The sequence below is a fragment of the Variovorax humicola genome (assembly GCF_037889915.1).
In the GTDB taxonomy this organism is placed as follows: domain Bacteria; phylum Pseudomonadota; class Gammaproteobacteria; order Burkholderiales; family Burkholderiaceae_C; genus Variovorax; species Variovorax humicola.
Genome location: NZ_JBBKZV010000022.1, coordinates 56,775 through 80,139, shown reverse-complemented (window position 1 = coordinate 80,139; position 23,365 = coordinate 56,775). Strand labels below are relative to the sequence as shown.

Genomic DNA, 23,365 nt, shown 5'->3' with positions numbered 1-23,365 from the left:
TCCTTCTAGTGTTCAAACTGACCAGCCTCAACCTCAACGGCCTGCGTTCCGCGACCACCAAGGGGGTGGCCGACTGGGTCGCTCAACTGGCGCCGGATTGTATTTGCATGCAGGAAATCCGCGTCCAGGCGAGCGACGTGACGGGGCGCTTCGAGGAGATGGCGGGGCTGAAGGGGCACTTTCACTTCGCCGAGAAGAAGGGCTATGCGGGGACCGCGATCTATACGAGGCATGAGCCGACCGAGGTGGTCGTGGGCTGGGGCGACAAGGAGTTCGATGCCGAGGGGCGCTACCTCGAACTGCGCTTCGACACGCCCAAGCGGAAGTTCTCCGTGATCAGTTGCTACTTTCCGAGCGGTTCGTCTGGCGAGGAGCGGCAGGCTGCTAAGTTCCGGTTTCTGGCGGGGTTCTTTCCGCACCTGATCGCATTGAAGAAGCAGCGCGAATTCGTGCTCTGCGGCGACATCAACATCGCGCACAAGGAGGTCGACCTGAAGAACTGGCGTGGCAACCAGAAGAACAGCGGCTTCCTGCCGGAGGAGCGCGCGTGGATGACGCGGCTGCTGGATGCGGGCGCCGATGGCGCGGGTCTTGTCGACGTATACCGCATGCTCAAGCCCGACACGACGGATGCAGCCTACACATGGTGGAGCAATCGCGGGCAGGCTTATGCCAACAACGTCGGATGGCGGCTGGACTATCACCTTGCAACGCCAACGATTGCTGCGCTCGCACGCAACGAAGAAATCTACAAGACCATCAAGTTCAGCGACCACGCGCCGATCACGGTGGAGTACGCGTTCGGCTTGTGAGTTTCGGCCAAGGTGGCAGCGCCGACGACCTGCCTCGCCGCCAGCGAACAATTGAAGCCACATCCACCCGCATCCTCCGCATTGGGGGTGCCAACCGCCAACGCCCGTCCGAACATCGCAACCCGACTTCCGGCAAGCGATCCGGATGAGCATGCGCAGTGGCATCGTCATGGCCTGACGTGCGGCCATTGACAACGCCGCCCCGGTCGTGAAACTGCGGACCACTTCAGGGGGTCATGCGCGACTGCGGCAACCCGTCACGACGGACGTGCAGCGCACACCAAGGAGCGCGCAAATGGCGCAGCAAATCAAGCGAAGCACCGTCCTGGGCGGAATCACCAACCTGTCGGTGCTGGCCCCGGTCAAGAAGGGCATGGTGATCGGCTTCGAGCCCATCAGCTATCTCGAAAGATTGCGCAAGGTGCTCGACGCGCTGTACTCGGCCCGGCAGAACGTGCGCGAATCGGAACTGCTGCAACCGGTGTTCCCGGATTCCGTCGGGCGGTTCGGCATCATCGACCACTTCCGCTATGCCCTCGTGCCGCCCATTCCCGGCCTCCCGGACGACCAGCCCCAGCCGGAAGACGGCACCTGGCGCCTGTCGCTCAACGTGACCTTCGACGGCGGCTGGGAGCCCTACATGCGGGTGATCTACCGCGACCTGGGCACGCTGCTCGATCTCCTGTTCTGCAACTGCGAAGACTATCCCGGCTCGAAAACCTCGCGCTACGAGGACTACTGTGCGTGGGTGCGCCGCAACGAGGTGGCGGGCGGCACTTTCTACGCCGATTCGGTCATGCCGCTGGGCGACCATGAATACCTTGCGGAGGTCGAGAAAAAGCAGCGCGAACAGGGCGCGCTCGCCACCGTCGACAAGGACATCGCAACGCACGCCGTGCCATCGGCCGTGGCAGCGCAGCGCGCGGCAATGGCCCGTGGGCTGGCCGACGTCGTCGGCACGCTGGTGCTGCCGTTGCGTACGCTCACGGGCCTGTACCGCCTGTCCATCTACTTCCCGCCGGGAGACCCCGCCAACAACGACGGAGACCGGGGCACGCTGCGCCGCTTTGCCCAGTCGGTGCTGCAAGGCTCCATCGACATGATCGCAATCCTGGACAAGCTTCAGCCGGGGCAGCCAGGCCAGGCCGAATGGGCAGCGGCCCAGGCCAGGCTGGTGCCATACCTCGACGCCCTGGGCTGGCTCAAGGGCGTCGGCGTTCCCCCGCCAACGCCCGCACCGGCACCCGCAGCGCCGCCCTATGACCCGACCCTGATCCAGAGCCACGTCCTCACCAGCAACGAGCCCGTCACCCACGGTTGCGTGGTGCTTTTGCGCGTGACGGACGCCGGACCCGCGCGCACGACGCTGGCCGCCCTCGCCCCACGTTGCGGCCCGCTGGCGGCCAACGGGGTCGCCTGCCTGGTCGGCTTCACGCACGCGGGGCTGGCGGCGCTGGGGGTGGCGCAGTCGCGCCTCATCGGCTTTCCACAGGAATTCATCGAGGGCATGGAGGCGCGCAGCTCGCTGCTCGGCGACGTGCGCGTCAACCACCCGGACCGCTGGCGCCGGCCGCTGGCGTGGGGCAACGAAGCCAGCGGGCATCGTGTCGACATGAAGGCCGTGCACGTGCTCATCCAGTTGCGCCTGACGGACCCGGCCAATTCGTCGGCCGACCTGCACCCCCTGTTGAAGACAGGTGTCGACGTCCTGAACGCGCCCGGCGGCGGCCTGCGCGTGCTTGCAGTCCAGCCGACCTTCAGCCAGCGCAACCTGCAAGGCGACATCGTGGGCCACCTGGGTTTTGTCGACGGCATCAGCCAGCCGCGGATCGACCCTGATTCAACGCCTGCCAATCCGCCCAAGGCGTTCGACGACCGGGTCAGGCCCGGCGAACTGCTGCTGGGCCATGCCAACAACCGCAACGACGCGCCGAACCCGGCGATCGACCCGTTGAAGTTCAACGGCAGCTTCCTGGTGGTGCGCAAGCTGCGCCAGAACATGGACACCCTGGACGCTGCCCTCTCGGCGCTCACACAGGCCGATCGCGACCATTTGCTGAGCCGGGTGATGGGCCGGCACCCGGACGGCACGCCCCTGGTGTCGGCGGCCGACGCCGCCACCGGCCTCAACAATTTCAACTACGACAGCGCCGGTGCCAGCGACGCCTGTCCGTTCCACTCGCACATCCGCCGCGCCAACCCGCGCGACAAACGGCCGTACACGCCGCGCATCATTCGCCGGGGCATGTCCTACGGCCAGAAGCAGGCGGGCGCGGAACGCGGCCTCGTGTTCATGGCCTATTGCGCCAGCCTGTCCGAGCAGTACGAGACCATCCAGCGCTGGATATCCGGCGGCAACAGCAGCGGCGTGGGCTCGGCGCAGGGCGACGCACTGCTGCGGGTGCCGCAGCACGGCGAGAACTACACCTTCCGTTATCTCGACAAGAACGGCAGCGTCGCGCGTTTTGTATTCGACGACCAGCCGCTGGCGCACCTGGAATGGGGCCTGTATGTGTTCGTGCCGTCGTTGACGGCGCTGGCCGCGCTCGACGACTACCGGGCCGAGCTTCCGGCGGCAGTGCCGCCCCCCTCCTCCACTCCGCCGCAGACCCCGGAAGAAGTCGAAGAGACCCGGCGGGAGGAGGTGCGGCAGCGGCTAGACGACCCGGACCGCGCGCCCGCCGCCTGGACGCTGGTGCGCAACGGCGACCCGAAGGCCCCGCAGGACACCCCCTACGGCCACCTCCTGGGAACCCACGACGAGATCCTGAAGGCCATGAAGGACGACGGGAGCAAGTACTCGGTCGAGGGCTATGGCGACCGCATGAGCGCGTCGATCGGCCTCAACCTGCTGGGCCTGGACGGCGCCGGGCACGCGGCCCAGCTTGCCCTCAACCACGCTGTCCTGAACATCGACGAGCAGACGGCGTACGACGTGACGATCGGCGTGGTGAAAAAGCTGCTCGCCGACAAGGACAAGTTTCCGGTACTGCCTTCGCCGATCCAGGATGACCTGGTGCGGCAGCCGATCGACACGCTTACCCTGGCAGACCAGGTGATGGCCGCCTTGTGCACCCAGTGGATCGGCCTGCCCGACGCACAGGGCAAGTACATGATCCCGGGCGGCCGCCTGGAAGCGAACCCCGGCAAGCCACGCTGCCCGGGCAACTTCGCGACGGCATCGCGCTACATCTTCTCGCCGCAGCCGCGGCAGGGCGTGGTGGACGCGGGCCAGCAGCAAGGCAAGGCGGTGCTGCTGGCCGTGCAGAGCTGGCTCACCGAGAACGGCACCGCCGGATTGGGGTCGCTTGCGCAGGAGATCCTGGACGGCTTGAATGTTCCCGTCACCGACCCGGTATTTGCGCTCAACCTGGCCGGCGTGCTGCTCGGATTCCCTCCGACAGTGGAAGGCAATTTCCTCCGCACCATGGAGACCTGGATCAAGGACGAGACGCTGTGGGACCGGCAGGAGGCGCTTTTCGAGGCCACCAGCGGCGCGCTTCCAACCTACGCCGAGGCCAACGCCGCCCTGCGCGCCACGCTGCTGGCCACCATGCGCAAGCGGCCAGTGCCCGAGATGCTGTGGCGCTGCCCGGTCGGCGCCAACGGGGTCGACAAGGAAGCAAGGAACCATGTCGTGCTGGGCATCGCCTCGGCGTTGACGGACCCCGCCGCGCCCGACGACCTGATGTTCGGCCGAAACAAGCCCGACGCCACCAACGAGACCGTGCACGGTTGCCCCGGCTACTACATGGCAATGGGCGTGATGCTCGCCATGTTCGCCGGCCTGCTGAACGCCGGCACGCTGCGGCCGACCGGTTCGCCGGTGTTGTTGATCCTGACGCCCAAGCCGGCGCCTGCACCGGCGGCTACGGCAAATTGACGGCGCCCTGGAATGCAAGTTCCGGCGCCCCCGCGAATTCGCTGTCCCGGCGACCCGCTTCCATCGAGGACTGCAGCCACCGCACTTCCGCCAGGTGCCAGTGCATGCCCATGCGCTCGAAGGCGGCGGCGGCCTCGCCGAGCAGGGCACTGGCGCGCTCGCCTCGATGCTGCCATGCGATTTCGGCGGCACACAACTGCGTGACGGCAATCTCGTGCGCCGAGCGGCGCGCCTGCGCTGCCTGCATCGCCCGGTCGAGGTAGTGAGGCACGCGCTCCGGGCGGTGCGCGGCGACGCCGCGGGCCAGCGAGCGGTAGCTCATCGCCGCGCCCAGCAAGTCGCGCTGCCGGCTGCGCCGCAGCGCCAGCGCGGCATGCCGGCGCGCCTCGGCATGCCGGCCCGCGTGGGTCAGGCCCGCGGCAAGCCAGCCGTGGTTGAGCGAGCGGAACAGGCCGCTCTGCCGCGGCTCCAGCCAGGCCGTCACCTCGATGATGGTCTGCAGAAATTCCGGCTGTCGTGTCAGCATCCAGCCGGCGAAGGCGTCCATGGCGCGCGCCACCGACAGTTGCGTGAGGCTGCGCGTGGCTTCGGCAATACGCCCCGACTCGTCGGCCGCCCGGCGCGCCTCTTCCCAGCGCCCCTGCCACAACAGCACGGCACTGTGCAGGCCGTGGGCCGTGGCGCCAATCTCGTGGGTGATTCCCGCGACCGAGTCGATCGCCTCGGCGAAGCATTCGTGCGACTCGGCAAACAGCCCGCGATCGCCCAGCAGGTAGGCACGGCAGACCAGCGAGAAGGCCAGCCCGACATTGACGTGCCGGCCGCTGCGGTGCCGGCTCTTGACGGCGATGGCCTCGTCCAGCAGCGCCAGCGCACGGTCGTAGTTGGCGGCGGCCTGGTGCGCCTCGCCGAGCGCCGCCACCACCTGCACCACCAGTTTCTCGTCATCCGCCGCACGCGCCTCGACCAGCGCCCGTTCGCAGTGGGCCACCGCGGCCCGGCCATCGCCCAGGCCGTAGCTGATGTAGCCCAGCCAATGGTGCGCTCGCGCGACGGCGGCCGCGTCGCCGAAGCGCTCGGCGAGTTCGACCGCGCGCACGTACAGGGCCAGTTCGCTGCGCACCGGGTCGAACACGCAGACGCGACCCAGGCGGTGCACGATGGCCACCCAGTGCAAGGCCACCGCGGGGCTCTGCGGCAACCGGTCGAGCGCGGCCAGCGCCACCCGGTACAGGGTGCGTGCGCGGTCGAGCGCGGAGGCCGACAGCGCCTTGTCGCCTGCCAGTTCGGCATAGCGCGCCGCCTGCACCGCATCGCCGCCCGCGTCGAAGTGCATGGCCAGCGCCTCCAGGGCCTCATCCTGCGCGGCGACGCTGTGCTGCTGCATGGCCTCCGCGATGCGCAGGTGCAACGCCTGCCGCACATGCAGGCCCACCGACTCGTAGATGATGTCGCGCGTGATGCCGTGCTTGAAGCGCAGCGTGCCGGCCCGCTCGCCGGGGAAGATGAAGTCCTGCTCGGCCAGGCCAAGCTGGAGCGGGCCGTCCGCGCGCTGCCCGGTGATGCTTTCGAGCAGCCAGGCCGGGATCACGTTGCCGATCACCGCGGCCACGCGCACCAGCTCGATCTGCGCCGCCGGCAGGTGCTGCACGCGCGATTCGACAAGGCGGTTCAGCCAGCCGGCGCCCTGCGTCCGTCCCAGGCGCCGCGCCGCATCGCCGCGCGCGGCCGAGTGGCACAGCTCTTCCAGGAACAGCGGGTTGCCGCTGGCATGAAGGCAGATCTCCTCGACCACGAACGGGTCGACCACCGGCAGGCGCGCCGCGATGGCCTGCCTGGCGTCGTCATCGCTCAGCGGCAGCAGCGTGATCGTCTGGCCGGCCGCCGCGGGCGCGTTGGGGACGGCGAGGATGCGCGTCGAAAGCACGATCAGCATCCTGGAGTCGGAGCGCTTGCGCAGCGCCGCCAGCACCTGGTGGGAAGCATCGTCCGCCCATTGCCAGTCATCGACGAACAGCAGCAACGGCCGCTCGGCGGCGAGCCGGGCGAACAACGCATCGAAGTCGTCCGGCGTGTGGGGCGGCGGCTCGTCGGCCAGCGCCTGCAGCATGTGATGAAACGCCTGCAGCGGCTCGGCGCCGAGTTCGCTTTCGCAATAGCCGCGCAACACGGTGCACCCCCGCTGCACGACCCGGCTCAGGAAGTGCTCGATCAGCCGCGTCTTGCCGATGCCCGGCGGCCCGGCCACGGCCACCGAGCGCGTGTGCCCGGCCATGGCGTCGTCCATGGCACGCTGCAGCAGCGCGAGCTCCGCGCGGCGGCCGACGAACGCGGTGGAGCCGTGGCGCGATGTGGCGCTCAAGCTTTCGGCCAGGCTGGCGCGGGCGTCGACGCGGTAGACCAGCAGCGGCGCGGCACGGCCCTTGACCTGCAGCAACTGCGGCGGCCCGGTCACGAAGAACCGGCTGGCCGGCCCGAGCGTCTCATCGCTCACCAGGATCTCGTGCGGACCGGCGGCGTCGGACAGGCGCGAGGCGATGTTGGGCACCGGCCCAAGCAGCTCGAATCGGCCCAGCTCGACGTCGCCGCTGCTCATCAGCACCAGCCCGGAATGAATCCCGGTGTGCAGGCACAGCAGGCGGCCGCCCGGGAGGTAGGGCCGCAGATCGCTGATGCGCTGGTGCATTTCGAGGGCGGCCGCGACGGCCCCGCGCCCATCGTCCTCGCGCGTGACCGGGTAGCCGAACATCGCGAGCAGGCCATCACCCTGCACGCGCACGACGATCCCGCCATGCCGCGGGATGGTGTCGTGATAGACCTTTCGCAGGGCGCCGAGCACGGCGGCGTAGTGCTCGGTCTCCATGACCTCGGCCAGTTCGGTCGACTGGGATAGGTCGGCAAAGAGCAGCGTCAGGTAACGCCTGCCCAGCGCCATGCCGGCCACATGTCCATTCGCGTCGTCTGTCATTGAAGTTGAATCCACACGGCTTTGGCGCGGCAGTCGACGCGGATCGACCGCCCGCCGACGGTATTGTTGTTGATTCGAGCGTCCGCCGGAATCTGCCACAAGTCAACCACGCTCCTGCATCTGGCGCTTCGCCAGTCTTCCGGGACGCCGGGTCCGCGCGGACGGGTGCGGAGCTGGCTCACCCCGCCGCGTGCCGCGCCAGATGCATCTGGTGAAGCGTGATCTTCCGCACCTCGGTCTGGCTTGTCTCGATGTGCGCGCGCAGCAGCATGGCGGCCTGGTCGCCGCGGTTGGCGCGGACGGCCTTCAGGATCTTGGCGTGCTCGTCATAGGTGGCGTCGATGCGTGGCTGCATGGTGAAGTCGAGCCGGCGGATGATGCGGATGCGGTCGGTCACGTCGCGGTGCACACGGGCCATCTCGCCGTTGCCCGCGGCGGCGACCAGGGCGCAGTGAAAGGCCTCGTCCCACTCGGCGACCTGCGCGTTGTCTGAACTGCGTTGCGAGAGCGGCACAAGCCAGATGTTGGCGAGGTCGCTGAGCATCTGCCGGTTGATGCCACGGTCGGTCTCGCAGAGGCGATGCACGGCCGTGGTTTCCAGCACCATGCGCAGGTCGTAGAGCTGCTCGAACTGGTCGAAGTCGAACGGCAGCACGCGCCAGCCACTGCGGAACAGCACCTCGACGAAACCTTCCTGCTGCAACCTGAACAGCGCCTGCCGCACGGGCGTGCGCGACACGCCCAGCCGTTCGCTGACTTCGTTCTCGGTGAAGCGGTCGCCGGGCACCATGCGGAACTCGGCAACGTCGCGCTTGAGTTGTGCGTAGACCTCGTCGGCGCGTGTGCGGAACACGACGACATCGGTATCTGCGGCGGTGGTGGCGTAGACGGCGGTCACCGCGAAATCTTAGGCTGCGTTGCCGAGTGCTGCCAACAGTGACTTGCTGGGTGCGGTCCAGCCGACGATGGCGCCCTGGGCGCGAATCATCTCGACGGCGGCGGCCTTGAATTCGGGAAAGTAGCTTTCGGTGCAGTCTTCCAGCAGCAGGCTGTCGTAGCCGCGATCATTGGCTTCTCGCATGGTGGTCTGGACACAGACTTCGGTGGTGACGCCGGCGAACAGCAGGTGCGTGATGCCACGCGCCTTCAGGGTTTCGTGCAGGCCCGTTGCGTAGAACGCGCCCTTGCCTGGCTTGTCGATGACGATCTCGCCGTCGACGGGCGCCAGCGCATCGATGATCTGGTTGCCGGGTTCGCCCATGATGAGGATGCGGCCCATCGGGCCTGCGTCGCCGATGCGCAGCTTGGGGTTGCCGCGGCCGAGCTTGGCGGGCGGGCAGTCGGACAGGTCGGGCTTGTGCGCCTCGCGTGTGTGAACGACGAGGCCACCGGCCTTGCGCCAGGCTTGCAGCACGGCTTGCGTGGTCGGCACGATCGCTTCGAGCAGCTTCACGTCGTTGCCTAGTGTTTCGCCAAAGCCACCGGGTTCGATGAAGTCGCGCTGCATGTCGATGATGACGAATGCGGTTTTCGCGATGTCGAAAGGGTAGGGGAAGGGGGTGGCTTCGATTTGCACTTTTGTCCTTCGGGTTCGTTCTAGTTCGGAATGCGTCGGCGGGCGGCTGTCTTGCTCCCTCTCCCTCCGGGCGAGGGCTGGGGTGAGGGCAGTCGCCCCAAAGGGACGATGCGCTCGATCCACCGCAAGCCCGGTACGCGATACGAGCTCGCCGATCCCTCCAGCGGGCAGCGCCTCCCACGCAGCGGCGACCACGCGAGATGAACGAACACGAGAGTCACGCAGCCACCGCTTCGTGATGGTGATGGTCACCCCCACCCATGTGCGCACCCAGCACGTGGCGTTCAGCCGTCGCGGCATCCGTCTCGTACACGATGCGCCCCTCGCTCATCACGACGATGCGATCCGCCAGTTCCAGCAGCTCGTCGATGTCCTCGCTGATCAGCAGCACCGCCCCGCCCTTCTCGCGCACTTGCACGATGCGCGAGTGGATCTCCGCGACCGCTGCGAAGTCGAGGCCGAAAACCGGGTTGGCGGCGATGAGCACGTTGATCTCACCCGCCAGTTCGCGCGCCAGCACCGCGCGCTGCACGTTGCCACCCGAAAGGCTGCGGATCGCCGCGCCCTCGCCTTGCGTCTTGACGCCGTACTCCGCGATCCATTCGCGTGCACGGCTGCGCCAGACCGGGAAGCGCAACACGCCGCCGCTCGCCAAGGGCGGCTGGTCGAAATCGCGCAAGGCCATGTTCTCGGCCACGCTCAGGTCGCCCACGCAGGCGTTGCGCAACGGCTCCTCGGGCAGGCTGCGCACCTTGAGCCTCCGGTTCTCGTCGCGCCTTGCGTCATAGCGCTCGCCACGCACCGTCACCTTGCCCGACAGGCGCGGACGCTGGCCTACGAGCGCTTCGACCAGCTCGCGCTGACCATTGCCCGACACACCGGCCACACCGAGGATTTCGCCGGCGCGCACGTCGAGGCTCAGGTCGTGCACCGCCAGCGTGCCGCGGTCGCCCTGCGCGACCAGCTTCTCGACGCGCAACGAAACCACCGCATCGATGCCCACGGGCTGGACGCCATGGATCGCGCGGCCCGTGAGCGGCGCGGCCTTCTCGCCGCCGTCACCCAATGCGAGTTCGGGCGGCGGCGCGTCGCCCTCGCCCATCATTGCGGCGGCCAGCTGCGCGGGGCTGGTCTCCGCCACGCTGCAATGCTTCACGGCCTTGCCGCGGCGCAACACCGTCACGTTGTCGGCATACGCCATCACCTCGCGGAACTTGTGCGTGATGATGAGCACAGTGCATTGGCCACTGCGCGCGAACTCGCGCACGTGGCCCAGCACCTCGTCGGCTTCCTGCGGCGTCAGCACCGAGGTCGGCTCGTCGAGGATCAGCAGGCGCGGCTTCAGGTAGAGCTGCTTGAGCAGTTCGAGCTTCTGCTTCTCGCCGGCCGCGAGCGACGATGGCGTCACGTCGAGGTCGAGGCTGAAGGGCGTGGTCGCGAGGAAGGCTTTCAGCTCGGCGCGCTTCTCTTTCCAGTCGATCAGCGCGCGCGTCTTGCCGCCGGCGAGCAACAGGTTCTCGGCCACCGTCATGCCGGGCGCGAGCGTGAAATGCTGGTAGACCATGCCGATGCCCAGCTCGCGCGCAATGATCGGATTGGAAATGTGCTCCTCGCGGCCATCGATCAACACGGCGCCCTCTTCCGCCACCTGGAAGCCGGCGACGCATTTCACCAGCGTGCTCTTGCCGGCGCCGTTCTCGCCGAGCAGCGCGTGCACTGTGCCGGGCTCCACACGCATCGTCACGCTGTCCATCGCGGTGAACGCGCCGAAGCGCTTGGTGAGCTGATACGTGTCGAGCGCGAGCGCACCGGTGTTGCGCGGCAGCGCGCCGATGGGTTGGGTGGAGGTGTCGTCAGCCATGGATGATGTTTCCTTTGAATTCCAATCTCATGCGACGGCGGCCAGCAGCGCGGCGGAGTCGGCATGCGCGCCGAAAACGCCACCCTGCATGGTGATCATCTTCAGCGCGGCCAGATGGTTGCCATGGTCGGTGGCGGCGGTGCAGTCCGACAGCAGCAGGCATTCGAAGCCACGGTCGTTGGCGTCGCGCATGGTGGTGTGCACGCACACGTCGGTGGTGATGCCGGCGAGGATCAGGTTCTCGATGCCGCGCGTGCGCAGGATCAACTCCAGGTCGGTGGCGTAGAACGAGCCCTTGCCGGGCTTGTCGATGACGACTTCGTCCGGCAGCGGCGCGAGTGCAGGAATGATTTCCCAGCCCGTTTCGCCGCGCACGAGGATGCGGCCGCAGGGCCCGTCGTCGCCGATGCCGACGCCGTTCGCGCCGATCTGCCGCGAGCGCCAGCGCTTGTTGGCGGGCAGGTCGGCGAGATCGGGCCGATGGCCTTCGCGCGTGTGGATGATGTGATAGCCCAACGGCCGCAGCGCCGCGAGCGTGCGCGCAATGGGCGCGATGGGTGCCTGCACTAGTGACAGGTCGTAGCCCATCACGTCGACGTAACCGCCCTTGCCGCAGAAGTCGGTCTGCATGTCGATGACGATCAGCGCGGTGTTGCCGGGGCGCAGGTCGCCGTTGTACGGCCATGCGTAAGGCTGCGCGGCGACATGGCGCTCGGTGAAGGTGGCTGTGTTGTCGGTCATCGAGGCCCCCACGTTCGGCACTGCGTGTCCTCACTGCCCGCTGAGGGGGTGCGAGTGCTTTCGGGCGGCCGGGTGGTGCTCATGACTTCTCGCTCGATCGCATTGAAGCTATCTCGTCGAGGAAAGCTCGCCCGGGCTGCCGATCGCCACGCTGCCCGGCTTGCAGGTCAACACCAGGATCACCAGCGTGAGCGCGTACGGCACGGTGTTGAACAGGTGATAGCCCCAGCCCACGCCCACCGACTGCAGCGCCGGCCCGAGCGCGCCTGCGCCGCCGAACAACAGCGCCGCACCGACGCAGCGCAACGGACTCCAGCGCGCGAAGATCACCAGCGCCACGGCGATCAGGCCCTGCCCGCTCGAGATGCCTTCGCTCCAGCTTCCCGGATAGAACAGCGTGAGCGAGGCGCCGCCCAGGCCCGCAATCGCGCCGCCTGCCGTCGTGGCGGCGATGCGAATGCCAGACACGGAATAGCCCAGCGCACGCGTCGCGTTCGCCGAGTCGCCCGCCATGCGCACCAGCAACCCTGCGCGGCTTCGCGCGAATCCCCACCAGAGGAATACCGCCAGCACGATGCCCAAGGGCACCAGCGCATTGACTTGCAAGGCCGCGCGCACGGCCGAGTTGTCGCTCCAGTCTCCGAGCGGAATCGCGGGGATCTGCGGCGCCTGCGGCTGGATCAGCGGCTTGCCGAGGTAGAACGCGAGCCCTGTGCCGAACAGCATCAACGCGATGCCGGTCGCCACGTCGTTCACGCGATCGAGCGAACACAGCAGGCCATGCAGGCAGGCCAGCGCGGCGCCCGCCATGGCGCCGATCAATACACCCAGCCACGGCGAGCCTGTGAGATACGCACCACCGAAGGCAGACATGGCCGACAGCACCAGCACGCCTTCCAACCCGAGGTTGATGCGGCCCGACTTCTCCGTCAGGCATTCGCCGAGGCTCACGAACAGGAAGGGTGCACCCACGCGCAGCGCGCCGCCGATGATGCCGGCGATGAGCGCGATCCATTGGTCACTGGTCATTGGAAAACCTCCCTGCGTCGCTCATGCATTCCCCTTCAGCTTCAGCAGCTTCGGTTGCAGCGGATTCGGCATGCGGTTCCTGACGAGGTTCTTCCAGTCCACCATGCGAAGCCCTTCGCTCGCCAGGATCAGCACGAAGGCAATGCCCTGCAGCACTTGAACCGACGCATCGGGCAAGCCGAGCCGGCGCTGCAGCAAGCTCCCCGCCGCGCCGAAGCCGCCGAACAGGATCGCCACTGGAACGATCGCGATCGGGTTGTGCCGCGCGATGAACGACACCAGGATGCCCGCGTAGCCATAGCCCGCGATCAATGACGCATTGGCATTGGTGTGCACCGCCGCCACCTCGACCGCGCCGGCCAGGCCCGCGCACGCGCCGCCGAGTCCGCAAGCCGCGAGGATGAGTTGCGTCGCGGGCAGCCCGACCAGCTGCGCCGTGCGCGGATTGCCGCCCACCACGCGAATCGAGAAGCCCGATGCGGTGAGGCGCAGCCACAGCCCCAGCGCAACGCAGGCGACGACGCCGATCGCGAGGCCCCAATGCACGTCGGACCCGAACATGCCGCTGATGAGCAAGCCGTCCGGCAGCGGATGCGTCGACGGCTTGTTGAGGCTGGACGGATCGCGCAACGGCCCTTCGACCATGTGCTTGAAGATGCCGATCGCGATGTAGGCCAGTAGCAGGCTGCTGATGGTCTCGTTGATGCCGCGGTATTGCCGCAGCCAGCCGGCCAGCATGATCCACAGGCCGCCGATGATCGCGCCCGCGATGCAGGTCAGTGCCGTGCCGACGATGTTGCCTGGCAGCGGCACCGCCTGGCCGAGCGCGGCGCAAGCCAGGCCGCCCAGCACCAGCGCGCCTTCGCCGCCGATGATGATGAGGCCGGCGCGCGCCGGTATCGCCACGCACAGGGCGGTGAGCATCAGCGGCGCGGCACGCTGCAAGGTGTTCTGCCACGAGAACCAGTCGCCGAACGCACCCTTGAACAACGTGACCCACACGTCCACCGGGCTCACGCCGGCAAACCACACCAGCACCCCGAACACCAGCAAGGCCGCCGAGATGGCGACCGCCGGCAACGCGATCTCCTTAAGAGCGGTTCGCATGATGGACCGGGATGAATTCGCTCAGGGCTACCGCGGAACCGGCTTTGCCGGGCCGCTGGTGGCGCCCCCTTGCAAAGGGGGTTGGAGTAGCGACACGAAGTGCGCGGAGCCTGGGGGATGTCATAAGCTTCCGAGGACGCCTTCGACCAGGTAGTTCATCTTCTCGAGTTCGAGGTCGGTCTGCTGCAGCGTCTTGGGCACGACCACCGTGCCCTTGCCGTCCTTGATGCCGCCCACGAAGATGTCGAACTTGCCTTCGATCATCTTGGCCTTGATGTCGTCGGCCTGCTTCTTCGCGGCGTCTGTGACCATCGGGCCGTAGGCGGACATCTTCACATAGCCCTCCTTCAGTCCGCCGCGCAGGAAGTTGGGATGCGGCTTGCCGTTCTGCGCGGCGTCGATGACAGTCTTGTAGGCGGTGAGCCAGTTCCATTCGGCGCCGGTGAGGTACGCGTTCGGCGCCAGCTTGGCCTGGCTCGCGTGGTAGCCGCACACCATCTTGCCGCGCTTGGCCGCTGTCTCGACGATGACCTTGGGGCTGTCGACGTGCATCGTGAACACGTCGCATCCCTGGTCGGCCAGGCTGTTGGTGGCTTCGGCCTCTTTCACGGGCATCGACCAGTCGCCGGTGAAGATCACGTTGCAGGTGATGCCGGGCTTGACCGAACGCGCACCCAGGGTGAAGGCGTTGATGTTGCGCAGCACCTGCGGGATCGGCTTGGCCGCGATGAAGGCGATCTTGTTGCTCTTCGTCATGTGGCCGGCGATCACGCCGTTGAGGTACTGGCATTCGTCGATGTAGCCGAAGTAGCTGCCGACGTTCTTCGGATGCTTGCCCTCGGTCCACATGCCGCCGCAGTGCGAGAAGCGCACATCGGGATTCTTCGGCGCGAGCGCCAGGATGTGCGGATCGAAATAGCCGAACGAGGTCGGGAACAGCACCTTGGCGCCGTCCTGCGAAATCATGCCGGTCATGGTCTTCTGCACGGCGGCCGTCTCCGGCACGTTCTCTTCCTCGACCACCTTGAGGCCAGGCATCTTCTTCACTTCGGCCGCCGCTTGCGCCTGCGCCTGGTTGTAGCCGTAGTCATCGCGCGGGCCGACATAGATCACGCCGACGGTCAGCGGCTTCTGCGCGCGGGCCAATCCGCTCAATCCGCCGAGCGTGCCGGCGGCGCCGAGTGCGGCGATGGTCTTGATGGAATCGCGACGGTTCAGTTGGGACATGCTGGGCTCCGGTGAGTTGGAATGAATCCGGTCTTGGATACAAGACGGTGTGCATAAACCGTACCAACCGCGCCTGCGGCTACATGAGCGCGGCGATGGGCGCATGCACGACGCCCGCCGTCTCCAATGAAGCGGCCACGCGAAGCACGTGATCCTCGCGCCACGGGGCGCCGATCACCTGCACGCCGATCGGCAAATGCGGATGCGCGCCCCACACCGGAACGGCGCAGACCGGCAGGCCGATGCACGAAATTGGTTGCGTCAGCAGCCCCATGTTGGGCCGCACCGGCAGGCGCTGGCCCTGGATTTCGAACCACTCGGCGCCGATCGGCGTCGCGGCGCAGGGCGTGGCCGCGGCCAGCAGGATGTCGAAGCGCTCGAACACGCGAGCCACCGCTTCGGCATAGGCGCGCCGCACGCGTTGCGCACGCGCGACCCATGCGGCGGGCAACAGCGCCCCGGCGAGGAAGCGGTCGCGCGAAAGCGGTTCGAAGTCCTGCGGCCTGGTCCGCAGGTCGGGCAGGTGCAGCGCGGCGCCTTCGGAATTGGTGATGAGGAAGGCGGCGGCGCGGCCGGCCTCGACCATCGGCAATTCGACCGCCCTGGTGGCGCCGAGCGCTTCGGCAACCTTGTCCACGGCCAGCAAGGCTTCGGACTGCGCATGCTCGCGGAAGTAGCCGGTCAGCACACCGATGCGCAAGCCGTTGGCGCACTGCACGAGCAGCGGCGTCACGGGTTCGATGGCGCGCTGCGCACAGCCGGGGTCGTGCGGGCCGATGCCTTCGGGGCCCTGCATCGCGTCGTAGCAAAGCGCGAGGTCGCGCGCCGAGCGCGCGAACGGGCCGAGATGATCGAGGCTCGAGACGAAGGGATAGCTGCCGGTGCGCGGCAAGCGTCCGAAGGTGGGCTTGAGGCCGAACACGCCGCACAGCGACGACGGCACGCGGATGGAACCGTTCGTGTCGGAGCCGAGCGTGATCGGCACCTGCCCTGCCGCGACCGCCGCGCCGGAGCCGCCCGACGAGCCGCCCGCGATGCGCTTGAGATCGTGCGGGTTGTGGGCCGGGCCGACGTGGCTGTTCTCCGTCGTGAAGCCGTAGGCGTACTCGTCCATGTTGAGCGCGCCGACCAGCACCGCGCCCGCAGATTCGAGGCGGTGCACCAGCAGGCCGTCACGCACGGCGGGCGCGGCGGCGCGCTCGATCTTCGAGCCGGCCAGCGTCGGGATGCCGGCGACGTCGAACAGGTTCTTGACGGCGAATGGCACGCCGAGCAGCGGCAGCGCGCGTGTTCGATCGCCCGATGACGATGCAAGCGATGCATCGGCCTGGCCCGCGCGCCGCAGCGCCCGCTCGCGCACGACATCGGTGAAGGCGTTGATGCGCTTGTCGGTGGCATCGATGCGCGCCAGGCTGGCCTGCACCAGCGCGGTCGCGGTGGTCGCGCCGCTGCGCACCGCTTCGGCCATCGCCGCTGCGTCCTGCGCCAGCAGCGTATCGGCATTGGCGGCCGCAGGCCGAACACGATCGGGAACCGCGCTCATTCCGTAGCTTCCCGCGGTTCCACCGGCACAAAGGTCGTCGCCGCCTCGTCATGCGGTTGCAGGGGCACCGCGTCAACGATGGCAGCGAACTCGGATGCCAGCGTGAAGTAGCGCAGCACGCCGGGCCGGTAGTCCTGGCGCAAGCGCAAGTCCAGCGCAGCCGCTGCCGCGTCGACGTAGGTCGCGATCTGCGAAGGAGTCACTGCGTCTCCCTTCGAGCGCGTACTTCGGTTTGCTCTGATTCGTGCGGAAGATCTTGAAGACCCCCGGCGGCTCCGGCCCGCAGCAACCGACATCGGGTCGCGCCAGTGGCTGGATGAATCTTGCGCATATCGAAAGCTCCTGCAATGAATGTGGATGGAGGAATCTGCGGTTCACCCCGCCGGGGCCTGTCTCGATGCGATGTAGCGGCGCCAGCCGCCGTGTTGTGTGATGTCTTCCGCGCCTTCGAGCGCCAGCGGCTCGCAGACGAAGCCCTGCACGCTGCTGCCGTCCGCCAGCGTCAGCGTGCCGATGCCGAGCGGCGCGGGAATGAGTGCGACGAAGCTGCCGTAGTGCGCCGCGGGCATCTCCCAGACTTCCAGCTTGATCGCGGCGCCGGCACCGGGCGCGACGCGCAACATGCCGGGCTTTGGCGGCACGGTTCCGGCCAGCGCGTAGAGGCGATAGTCGGGCGCCGTTTCGGTTTCGAGGAGCAGGCGCGCGCCGCGCTCCCGCAGTTGCCCGTTCAGCGGCATGCCCGACAAGTGGGCGCCGACGACGGCCACGCGCACCGTGTCGGCGCTGAGCGGCAGCGCCACCGGTGGCGGCATCGGGCGGCCCGTCGCGCCCAGCGTGAGGCCGGTCGCGTGATGAAAGCGCTGGCCCAGCTCGGCCAGTTGCAGATCGCTGCCGCAAGGCGCTATCAGCGTGATTCCGAACGGCAGGCCATCCGGCCGGATCGAACTCGGCACCGACAGCGCCGCATAGTCGAGCAGGTTGACGAAGTTGGTGTATGCACCGAGTTCGCGATTGCGCGCCACCGGGTCGGCGCGCATCTCGTCGATGGTGCAGTGGCGCGGTGCGGTCGGCACCAGCAACACGTCGATCGTGTGCCACATCGGTGCCACGCGCTGCGCGATTTCCTGCAGGCGCAGTTGCGCATCGAAGAGGTCGGCGGCGCTGTACTTCCGGCCGCTTGCAAGGATGCCGCGCACCGGCTCGATCACGTCGTCCTCGTGCGCGTCGAAGAACTCGCGCACCGCGGCGTAGCGTTCGGCCACGAGCGCGCTGTCGTAGAGCAGCGATGCCGCTTCGGCCAGCGGTGCGTAGTCGATCGACACGCGCTCGCCGCCGAGCGATTCGAGGCGCCCGATGGCCTCGTCGAAGGCTTCCTCGGCGAGCGCGTCGCCGAAGAACGCCAGCGCCGACGGCACGCCGAACGAGAACCGCGCCGGAAACGGCTGGCGCTGTAGTCGCAATTTGCGCGAGAAGGCATCCGCCGCGTCGAAGCCCATCGCCGCCTGCAGCACCCGCACCGCGAGTGCAACGGTCGGCGCGAAGATCGACACGCAATCCACGCTCTGTGCCGCCGGCACCACGCCGCGCGTACTCACCAAGCCCTTGCTCGGCTTCAGGCCGACGATGTTGTTGAGCCCTGCCGGCACGCGGCCGGAGCCCGCCGTGTCGGTGCCGAGCGCGAAGTCGACCTCCCCCGTCGCGACCACGTAGGCCGAGCCCGAACTGGAGCCGCCCGACACGTAGCGGGCGTCGAAGCTGTTCGGCACAGCGCCGTAGGGCGAGCGCGTGCCGTTGAGGCCGCAGGCGAATTGGTCCAGGTTGGTCTTGCCGAGCAGCGACGCACCGGCATCGAGCAGGCGCGCCACGACGTGTGCATGCTGCAGGGCGGTGCGCTCGAAAGCGGGGCACGCGGCAGTGGTGGCGACGCCGGCCGCGTCGATGTTGTCCTTGGCGGCGAAACGCAATCCGGCAAGCGGACCGCCGGCGGCGCCCTTCATCGGCGCGTCGAAGCGCGTGATCCAGGCGGCGGCGGGCGTTGCGTCGGCCTTCGAAGCGGACTCGGCGAGCGAGTCCTTTTCATGCACCATCATCAAGCATCCTGTCTTGTGTACAAGATGTGATGCAAACGGCGTGCCAATCCGGCGGAATGCCCCTCGGCAAGATGCCGATCGGGGTTTTTGCGATAGTCGGGGGCTCGCTCGTCGACTCGCCCATGCTCCGCTACCAAACCGTTCCCGTTACCCAATTCCAGCAAAACTGTTCCGTCGTCTGGTGCGATGCCACGCACAAGGCCGCGGTCATCGACCCGGGCGGCGACCTCGACAGGCTGCTGGCGGCCGTCGACAAGCTCGGCGTGACGCTCGAGCAGATCTGGCTTACCCATGCGCACATCGACCATGCGGGCGGCACCGGCGAACTCGCGCGCCGGCGCGCCTTGCCTGTTGTCGGCCCGCACCCCGGCGACCAGTTCTGGATCGACGGCCTCGCGCAGCAAAGCCGCATGTTCGGCTTTCCTGCGGCCGAGCCCTTCGTGCCCACGCGCTGGCTCGCCGATGGCGACACGGTGACCCTCGGCGAGGAGACGCTGTCGGTGCGCCACTGCCCCGGCCACACGCCGGGGCATGTCGTCTTCTACTCCGCAAGCGCGCAGCGTGCCTTCGTCGGCGACGTGCTCTTCGCCGGCAGCATCGGCCGCACCGACTTTCCGCAGGGCAACCATCAGCAGTTGATCGACAGCATCACGCAACGCCTCTGGCCGATGGGAGACGAAACGGTGTTCATCCCGGGCCACGGGCCGGAGAGCACGTTCGGGCGCGAGCGCCGCAGCAATCCCTACGTCGCGGGCACCTGATTCACCGTCAGTGGCGTTCGAGATACGCCGCTGCCTGACGGTCCAGCAGTGACAGCAGGTTGCCCAGCGCCAGGTTGACGTCGACCAGGTGCAGGCCCCAGCCCTTGAGCACCACGCCCGCGATGCTGAGGTCGCCGGGGATGTGGTCGATGCGCTGGTCGGCCGCGTTGGCATGCGTGTGGACGGCGAGGTAGTCGCCGTGCTCGTTCGAGACGCATTCGGCGCTCAGAAGGCCGGGCGTGGTGACGAACGGCGTGTTCAGCTTCTGGCCGCTCTTGAGCCATGACGTGCCGCGCGACGGCATGCCGGTGATGTCTGTGTTGCCGCTCGTGAAGTACGGCATCAATGCGCCCTCGCCCCCTGCCAGTGCGGCGGGATTCACGCAGGCCGCGACCTGTCCCGGTGCATCGACCCGGCCGAACACGCTCCGTGCCGGTGGCGGTGCATCGGCGCGGAAGCTCACGTAGGCCAGCACGCAGCCGGTCTGCCCGGCCCCGCGGCACAGCGGCACGCTCCGGAACGCACCGCCCACGTCGGCGCCCTTCGGCACCGCGAGGTTCGTGCCCATCAGCAGCGCCGACACCATGCGCGACTGCACCGGCTTGCCGTCGATCTCCTCGCGAATGAGGCGCGTGAGCATGCGCGAGCCCTGACTGTGGCCGATGAGCACGAAACCGCGCCCCTGGTTGTCTCGGGCCAGGTAGTCTTCCCAGGCAGCCTTCACGTCGGCGTAGGCCAGTTCGCCCTCGGCCGCCAGCGGCCTGCCGAACGCGGCGGTGGCCAGTGCGGCAAGCGTGAGCTGGCGATACAGCGGCGCAAAGAGCCTGCAGCGCGAGGCGAAGCGGGCGAACTGCTGGTTGGCCACCTCGCGCTCGGCGCCGCTCGCGGCCAGCGTGCTGTTCATCGCGCGTTCGCGGCTCACTGTCGGGTAGACGTAGAAGCAGTCGATCGCAGGCGCCTCTGCGGGCTTGAAGGGCTCGACGGTGAGTTGGCCGTCCGCCTCGACGCGTGTGGCGGTCTGGTCGCGGCTGCAGGCATCCGTGCGGCCGGGGCGGCAGAGCCAGGATGCGTCGGCCTTGTAGTCGACCTCCGCGGCGGGCGCTTGCGCATGCGTGAAGGCCGGGCCGAGCAGCGCCGCCGCCATCGATGCAATGAGAAGCTGCCTGATCATGCCGGCATAGACGACCGCATCCCGGCGGCGCCCCTTACTGGCCGCGCTTCGACATCCCGCGCTCCCACGCGCGCATGCTGTGGTTCCACGTGCGCAGCCGGCTGTCCGAAGACAGCCCGGCGGGTCCCGATGTCGTGGCCAGGAGCTGGTCGAGAAGGATCTCCTGGTCGGCGGTGAGATGGTCCGGAAAGATCGGCAGCACGGTGACGACCTGGTCGCCGCGAACGCCGCCCCGCGCCACCGGGAATCCATGGCCTTTCATGCGATAGGCCAGTTGGTCGCGCTTCAGCTTCAGCGCCTGCAGGCCCACGACGGTTGGCACCTGGATCGAACGGTTGGCAATCCACGCAAAGCCATCGACCGGAATGTCGCAGCGCGTGGTGCCGTCGTCGTCGAGCTTGAAGAAGGCATGCTCCGCCACTTCGACGCGGATTTCGAGGTCGGCCGGCGGGCTGCCCGGATGCGGGCGTCCGCCGTTGACGTGCAGCAGCGCGCCATCGCGCACGCCCGGCGGAATGCGCACGTTGACCTTGTAGGCACGCGGCGCCATCTTGCCGGCGCCCGCGCAGGCCTTGCACGGCCGCCGCGCGATGCCGCCACCGAGGCACGCATTGCATTCGTAGTACCCGGTGGGCCAGCCGAAGAAGGCGCGCTTCGGGATCGCGCCGGAGCCGCCGCACTGGGCGCAGTTTCCGCCGAGCACCTGGTGCCCGGCACCGGCGCAGACCACGCAGGTGTCGGTGATCTTGCCCTGCATGGCCTTGATGCAGCCGGCCGCCGCTTCTTCGAGGGTCAGCTTGACCTTGCGGTAGATGGGGCGGCGTTGAGGCTGGCCGTCTTCAGCGGCCGCCGAGTCTCGCGATGCGGTGCTGTCGGCCCGCGCTTTCTCGTGGAAGCCGCGGGTGGTATTGCCGTTGCCGTTGCCGTTGCTGTCTTGCGTGCCGGCGGCGTGGGGACGCGCGGTGCGGTGGGAGGCGTGCGGCCGTTCGGCTTGCGAGGTGCGAGGTCCGGCATTGCGGATCTCCTCGAACGCGCGGTTGATGCGCTGCATCCGGGCCACGGCGTCGGCGCTGCTGTTGCGGTCGGGATGCCACTGCGAGACCAGCCGGCGCCAAGCCGCCTTGACCTCGCTGTCGGTCGCATCAGGTGCCAAACCCAGTTCGGCGAAAGCGTTGTCGGTGCCCAAATTCCAAGTCCTCGTCCAGGCAATCCGTTCGGGACGAAATCCCGACACAGGCGACGGCCCGTGGGTACGAATGTTAGCTGAAGGTCGCGCAAGAAGTGCGCCAGCAGAGGGCGCATTCGGCGCATTTACATCAGCCGAACGGAAGGAAAAGGCCTAGCAGCCCGATCGCACTCACCAGGGTGGCAGGGTTGTGCGTCTCCTCGAGCACGCCGCTCAGGCGACCGAGGATGCGCTGGCTGTGCCGCGCGCGCCAGATCAGGAGATCGGCAAGCCATGGATGGTCGTTGATGCGGTTGGCTTGCTCGTAGTGGGCGAAGCGGGGTTTCAGCGCTGTGAGCGCGGCTTCGTAGCCCGTGCGGACGGCCTCATCGTCATCCGCGCCCGCCTCGATGGCCTCCGCGGCCCGCATGCCGGTCTCCAGCGCCTTGCCGATGCCCTCGCCGGTGAAGAGATAGGTGCTGCCGGCGGCTTCGCCGGCCACCAGCAGCCCCGCTCGTGACCATCGCGCGCCTTCGAGCGAACAGCGCAGCGGCGCGCCTTTCAGTTCGCCGAGCCGGGTGCCTCCCTCCATCAGTTCGCGCGCCGGCCCGTGCACGCGCAGGAAGGCGGCGAAGACTTCCCGCAGGCTGGGGTCGCGCGCCGCCGACGATCCGCCTGCCTGGCCATCGCGGTGCGTGATGCCGACGCCGATGTTGAACACGCCGTCGCCGCACGGAAAGATCCAGCCGTAGCCGGTGCGCAGCGCGCGGTGCCACACGACTTCGAGCCTGCCGATGCGCGTGGCCATTGCGTCGTTCCTGACGTAGCCGCGCAACGCGACGCCGGTCGGCAGTCGCCGAAGGCACATGTCCGCCGCGATCAATGCCACCGAATCCGCACCAGTGGCCAGCACGGTCCAGCGCGCCTGAAGTTCATGCACGCCGCCTCCCCCAAGGCGCAATCGCGCGCCGGCCACACGCTGGCCGGCATCGAACAACGGTGCATCGAAGTGCGCCGGCGCAAGCCAGCGCGCACCCGCCGCCAACGCCGCGCGGCGAACGATGTCGTCCAGCGCACGGCGCGGCAAGACGGCCAGCGTGGCCGGCACGTCGACCCTGCCGCCGCGCGGACCGAAGCAGCCGACATGGCTTGCACCGGCGGCCTGCGCCTTCACTTCGTCGAGCACGCCGAGCCGCGCGAGTGCCCGGTGTGCATCGGGAATCAGCGCGTCGCCGCAGACCTTGTCGCGCGGGAAGTCGTGACGGTCGCACAGCACGACATCGAAGCCGGCGCGCGCCAGCATCTGCGCGCAGGCGCTGCCGGCTGGCCCGGCGCCGACCACGAGCACATCGCACGAGACAGGGACAGAATGCGGCGTTGTCATCGCATGCGGTAGATGGGACGTTCATTCTGGCAGCCCTGAACCTTGCC

17 protein-coding genes are annotated in these 23,365 nt (G+C 68.2%); 3 read left to right on the top strand and 14 right to left on the bottom strand.

Translation table 11 applies throughout. The annotated features are described in order from the left end of the window. The first annotated feature begins 8 nt into the window (after positions 1-8). A complete protein-coding gene (locus WKW80_RS26130) occupies positions 9-812 on the top strand; it encodes an exodeoxyribonuclease III (protein ID WP_340366492.1) in 804 nt (267 codons plus the stop codon). A 295-nt stretch (positions 813-1,107) separates the two neighbouring features. Further along, on the top strand, positions 1,108-4,695 hold the full coding sequence (locus WKW80_RS26125) for a Dyp-type peroxidase (RefSeq protein ID WP_340366491.1): 3,588 nt from the start codon (positions 1,108-1,110) through the stop codon (positions 4,693-4,695). On the opposite strand, the gene WKW80_RS26120 is transcribed toward WKW80_RS26125, so the two are convergent. The 11 genes from WKW80_RS26120 to atzF form a co-directional block, all read right to left on the bottom strand. After that, on the bottom strand, positions 4,682-7,663 hold the full coding sequence (locus WKW80_RS26120) for an ATP-binding protein (RefSeq protein WP_340366490.1): 2,982 nt from the start codon (positions 7,661-7,663) through the stop codon (positions 4,682-4,684). The genes WKW80_RS26125 and WKW80_RS26120 overlap by 14 nt on opposite strands. Positions 7,664-7,841: 178 nt before the next feature. Next, positions 7,842-8,561 (bottom strand): GntR family transcriptional regulator, encoded by a 720-nt coding sequence (locus tag WKW80_RS26115; protein ID WP_340366489.1) that lies wholly within the window; start codon positions 8,559-8,561, stop codon positions 7,842-7,844. Between the two features lie 9 nt (positions 8,562-8,570). Then, positions 8,571-9,239: a cysteine hydrolase family protein gene (locus WKW80_RS26110; RefSeq protein WP_340366488.1), complete on the bottom strand. Its 669-nt coding sequence runs from the start codon at positions 9,237-9,239 to the stop codon at positions 8,571-8,573. Positions 9,240-9,456: 217 nt separating this feature from the next. Continuing rightward, positions 9,457-11,100 (bottom strand): ABC transporter ATP-binding protein, encoded by a 1,644-nt coding sequence (locus WKW80_RS26105; RefSeq protein ID WP_340366487.1) that lies wholly within the window; start codon positions 11,098-11,100, stop codon positions 9,457-9,459. 27 nt (positions 11,101-11,127) lie between these two features. Continuing rightward, positions 11,128-11,841: a biuret amidohydrolase gene (gene biuH, locus WKW80_RS26100; RefSeq protein WP_340366486.1), complete on the bottom strand. Its 714-nt coding sequence runs from the start codon at positions 11,839-11,841 to the stop codon at positions 11,128-11,130. 108 nt (positions 11,842-11,949) lie between these two features. Continuing rightward, the gene (locus WKW80_RS26095) at positions 11,950-12,870 is read right to left on the bottom strand and encodes an ABC transporter permease (protein WP_340366485.1); all 921 of its coding nucleotides are present in this window, start codon (positions 12,868-12,870) and stop codon (positions 11,950-11,952) included. Between the two features lie 21 nt (positions 12,871-12,891). Then, positions 12,892-13,977: an ABC transporter permease gene (locus WKW80_RS26090; RefSeq protein ID WP_340366484.1), complete on the bottom strand. Its 1,086-nt coding sequence runs from the start codon at positions 13,975-13,977 to the stop codon at positions 12,892-12,894. A 120-nt stretch (positions 13,978-14,097) separates the two neighbouring features. Further along, positions 14,098-15,204: a BMP family ABC transporter substrate-binding protein gene (locus tag WKW80_RS26085; protein WP_340366483.1), complete on the bottom strand. Its 1,107-nt coding sequence runs from the start codon at positions 15,202-15,204 to the stop codon at positions 14,098-14,100. Between the two features lie 79 nt (positions 15,205-15,283). Further along, on the bottom strand, positions 15,284-16,747 hold the full coding sequence (locus tag WKW80_RS26080; RefSeq protein WP_340366482.1) for an AtzE family amidohydrolase: 1,464 nt from the start codon (positions 16,745-16,747) through the stop codon (positions 15,284-15,286). Continuing rightward, entirely contained in the window at positions 16,744-16,950 is a 207-nt protein-coding gene (locus WKW80_RS26075; RefSeq protein ID WP_340366481.1) for an AtzG-like protein, read from the bottom strand. The genes WKW80_RS26080 and WKW80_RS26075 overlap by 4 nt, the downstream gene beginning before the upstream one ends. 171 nt (positions 16,951-17,121) lie before the next feature. Continuing rightward, the gene (atzF, locus tag WKW80_RS26070) at positions 17,122-18,837 is read right to left on the bottom strand and encodes an allophanate hydrolase (RefSeq protein ID WP_340366480.1); all 1,716 of its coding nucleotides are present in this window, start codon (positions 18,835-18,837) and stop codon (positions 17,122-17,124) included. 122 nt (positions 18,838-18,959) lie between these two features. On the opposite strand from atzF, the gene WKW80_RS26065 reads away from it, so the two are divergent. Further along, positions 18,960-19,598, top strand: coding sequence for an MBL fold metallo-hydrolase (locus WKW80_RS26065; protein WP_340366479.1), 639 nt, complete (start codon positions 18,960-18,962; stop codon positions 19,596-19,598). A gap of 7 nt (positions 19,599-19,605) precedes the next feature. Here WKW80_RS26065 and WKW80_RS26060 read toward each other — a convergent pair whose 3' ends face one another. The 3 genes from WKW80_RS26060 to WKW80_RS26050 all read right to left on the bottom strand — a co-directional run bounded on the left by WKW80_RS26060 (position 19,606) and on the right by WKW80_RS26050 (position 23,318). Beyond that, a complete protein-coding gene (locus WKW80_RS26060) occupies positions 19,606-20,769 on the bottom strand; it encodes a DUF3089 domain-containing protein (RefSeq protein WP_340366478.1) in 1,164 nt (387 codons plus the stop codon). 34 nt (positions 20,770-20,803) lie between these two features. Continuing rightward, positions 20,804-21,955, bottom strand: coding sequence for a DnaJ C-terminal domain-containing protein (locus tag WKW80_RS26055; RefSeq protein WP_340366477.1), 1,152 nt, complete (start codon positions 21,953-21,955; stop codon positions 20,804-20,806). A 130-nt stretch (positions 21,956-22,085) separates the two neighbouring features. Continuing rightward, the gene (locus WKW80_RS26050) at positions 22,086-23,318 is read right to left on the bottom strand and encodes an NAD(P)/FAD-dependent oxidoreductase (RefSeq protein WP_340366476.1); all 1,233 of its coding nucleotides are present in this window, start codon (positions 23,316-23,318) and stop codon (positions 22,086-22,088) included. Positions 23,319-23,365 lie beyond the last annotated feature (47 nt).

Coding starts and splice junctions, on each gene's coding strand:
- WKW80_RS26050 (WP_340366476.1), bottom strand. CDS start 23,318: ATGACAACGCCGCATTCTGTCCCTGTCTCGTGCGATGTGCTCGTGGTC.
- WKW80_RS26095 (WP_340366485.1), bottom strand. CDS start 12,870: ATGACCAGTGACCAATGGATCGCGCTCATCGCCGGCATCATCGGCGGC.
- WKW80_RS26120 (WP_340366490.1), bottom strand. CDS start 7,663: ATGACAGACGACGCGAATGGACATGTGGCCGGCATGGCGCTGGGCAGG.
- WKW80_RS26090 (WP_340366484.1), bottom strand. CDS start 13,977: ATGCGAACCGCTCTTAAGGAGATCGCGTTGCCGGCGGTCGCCATCTCG.
- WKW80_RS26065 (WP_340366479.1), top strand. CDS start 18,960: ATGCTCCGCTACCAAACCGTTCCCGTTACCCAATTCCAGCAAAACTGT.
- WKW80_RS26080 (WP_340366482.1), bottom strand. CDS start 16,747: ATGAGCGCGGTTCCCGATCGTGTTCGGCCTGCGGCCGCCAATGCCGAT.
- WKW80_RS26105 (WP_340366487.1), bottom strand. CDS start 11,100: ATGGCTGACGACACCTCCACCCAACCCATCGGCGCGCTGCCGCGCAAC.
- WKW80_RS26060 (WP_340366478.1), bottom strand. CDS start 20,769: ATGATCAGGCAGCTTCTCATTGCATCGATGGCGGCGGCGCTGCTCGGC.
- atzF (WP_340366480.1), bottom strand. CDS start 18,837: ATGATGGTGCATGAAAAGGACTCGCTCGCCGAGTCCGCTTCGAAGGCC.
- WKW80_RS26085 (WP_340366483.1), bottom strand. CDS start 15,204: ATGTCCCAACTGAACCGTCGCGATTCCATCAAGACCATCGCCGCACTC.
- biuH (WP_340366486.1), bottom strand. CDS start 11,841: ATGACCGACAACACAGCCACCTTCACCGAGCGCCATGTCGCCGCGCAG.
- WKW80_RS26125 (WP_340366491.1), top strand. CDS start 1,108: ATGGCGCAGCAAATCAAGCGAAGCACCGTCCTGGGCGGAATCACCAAC.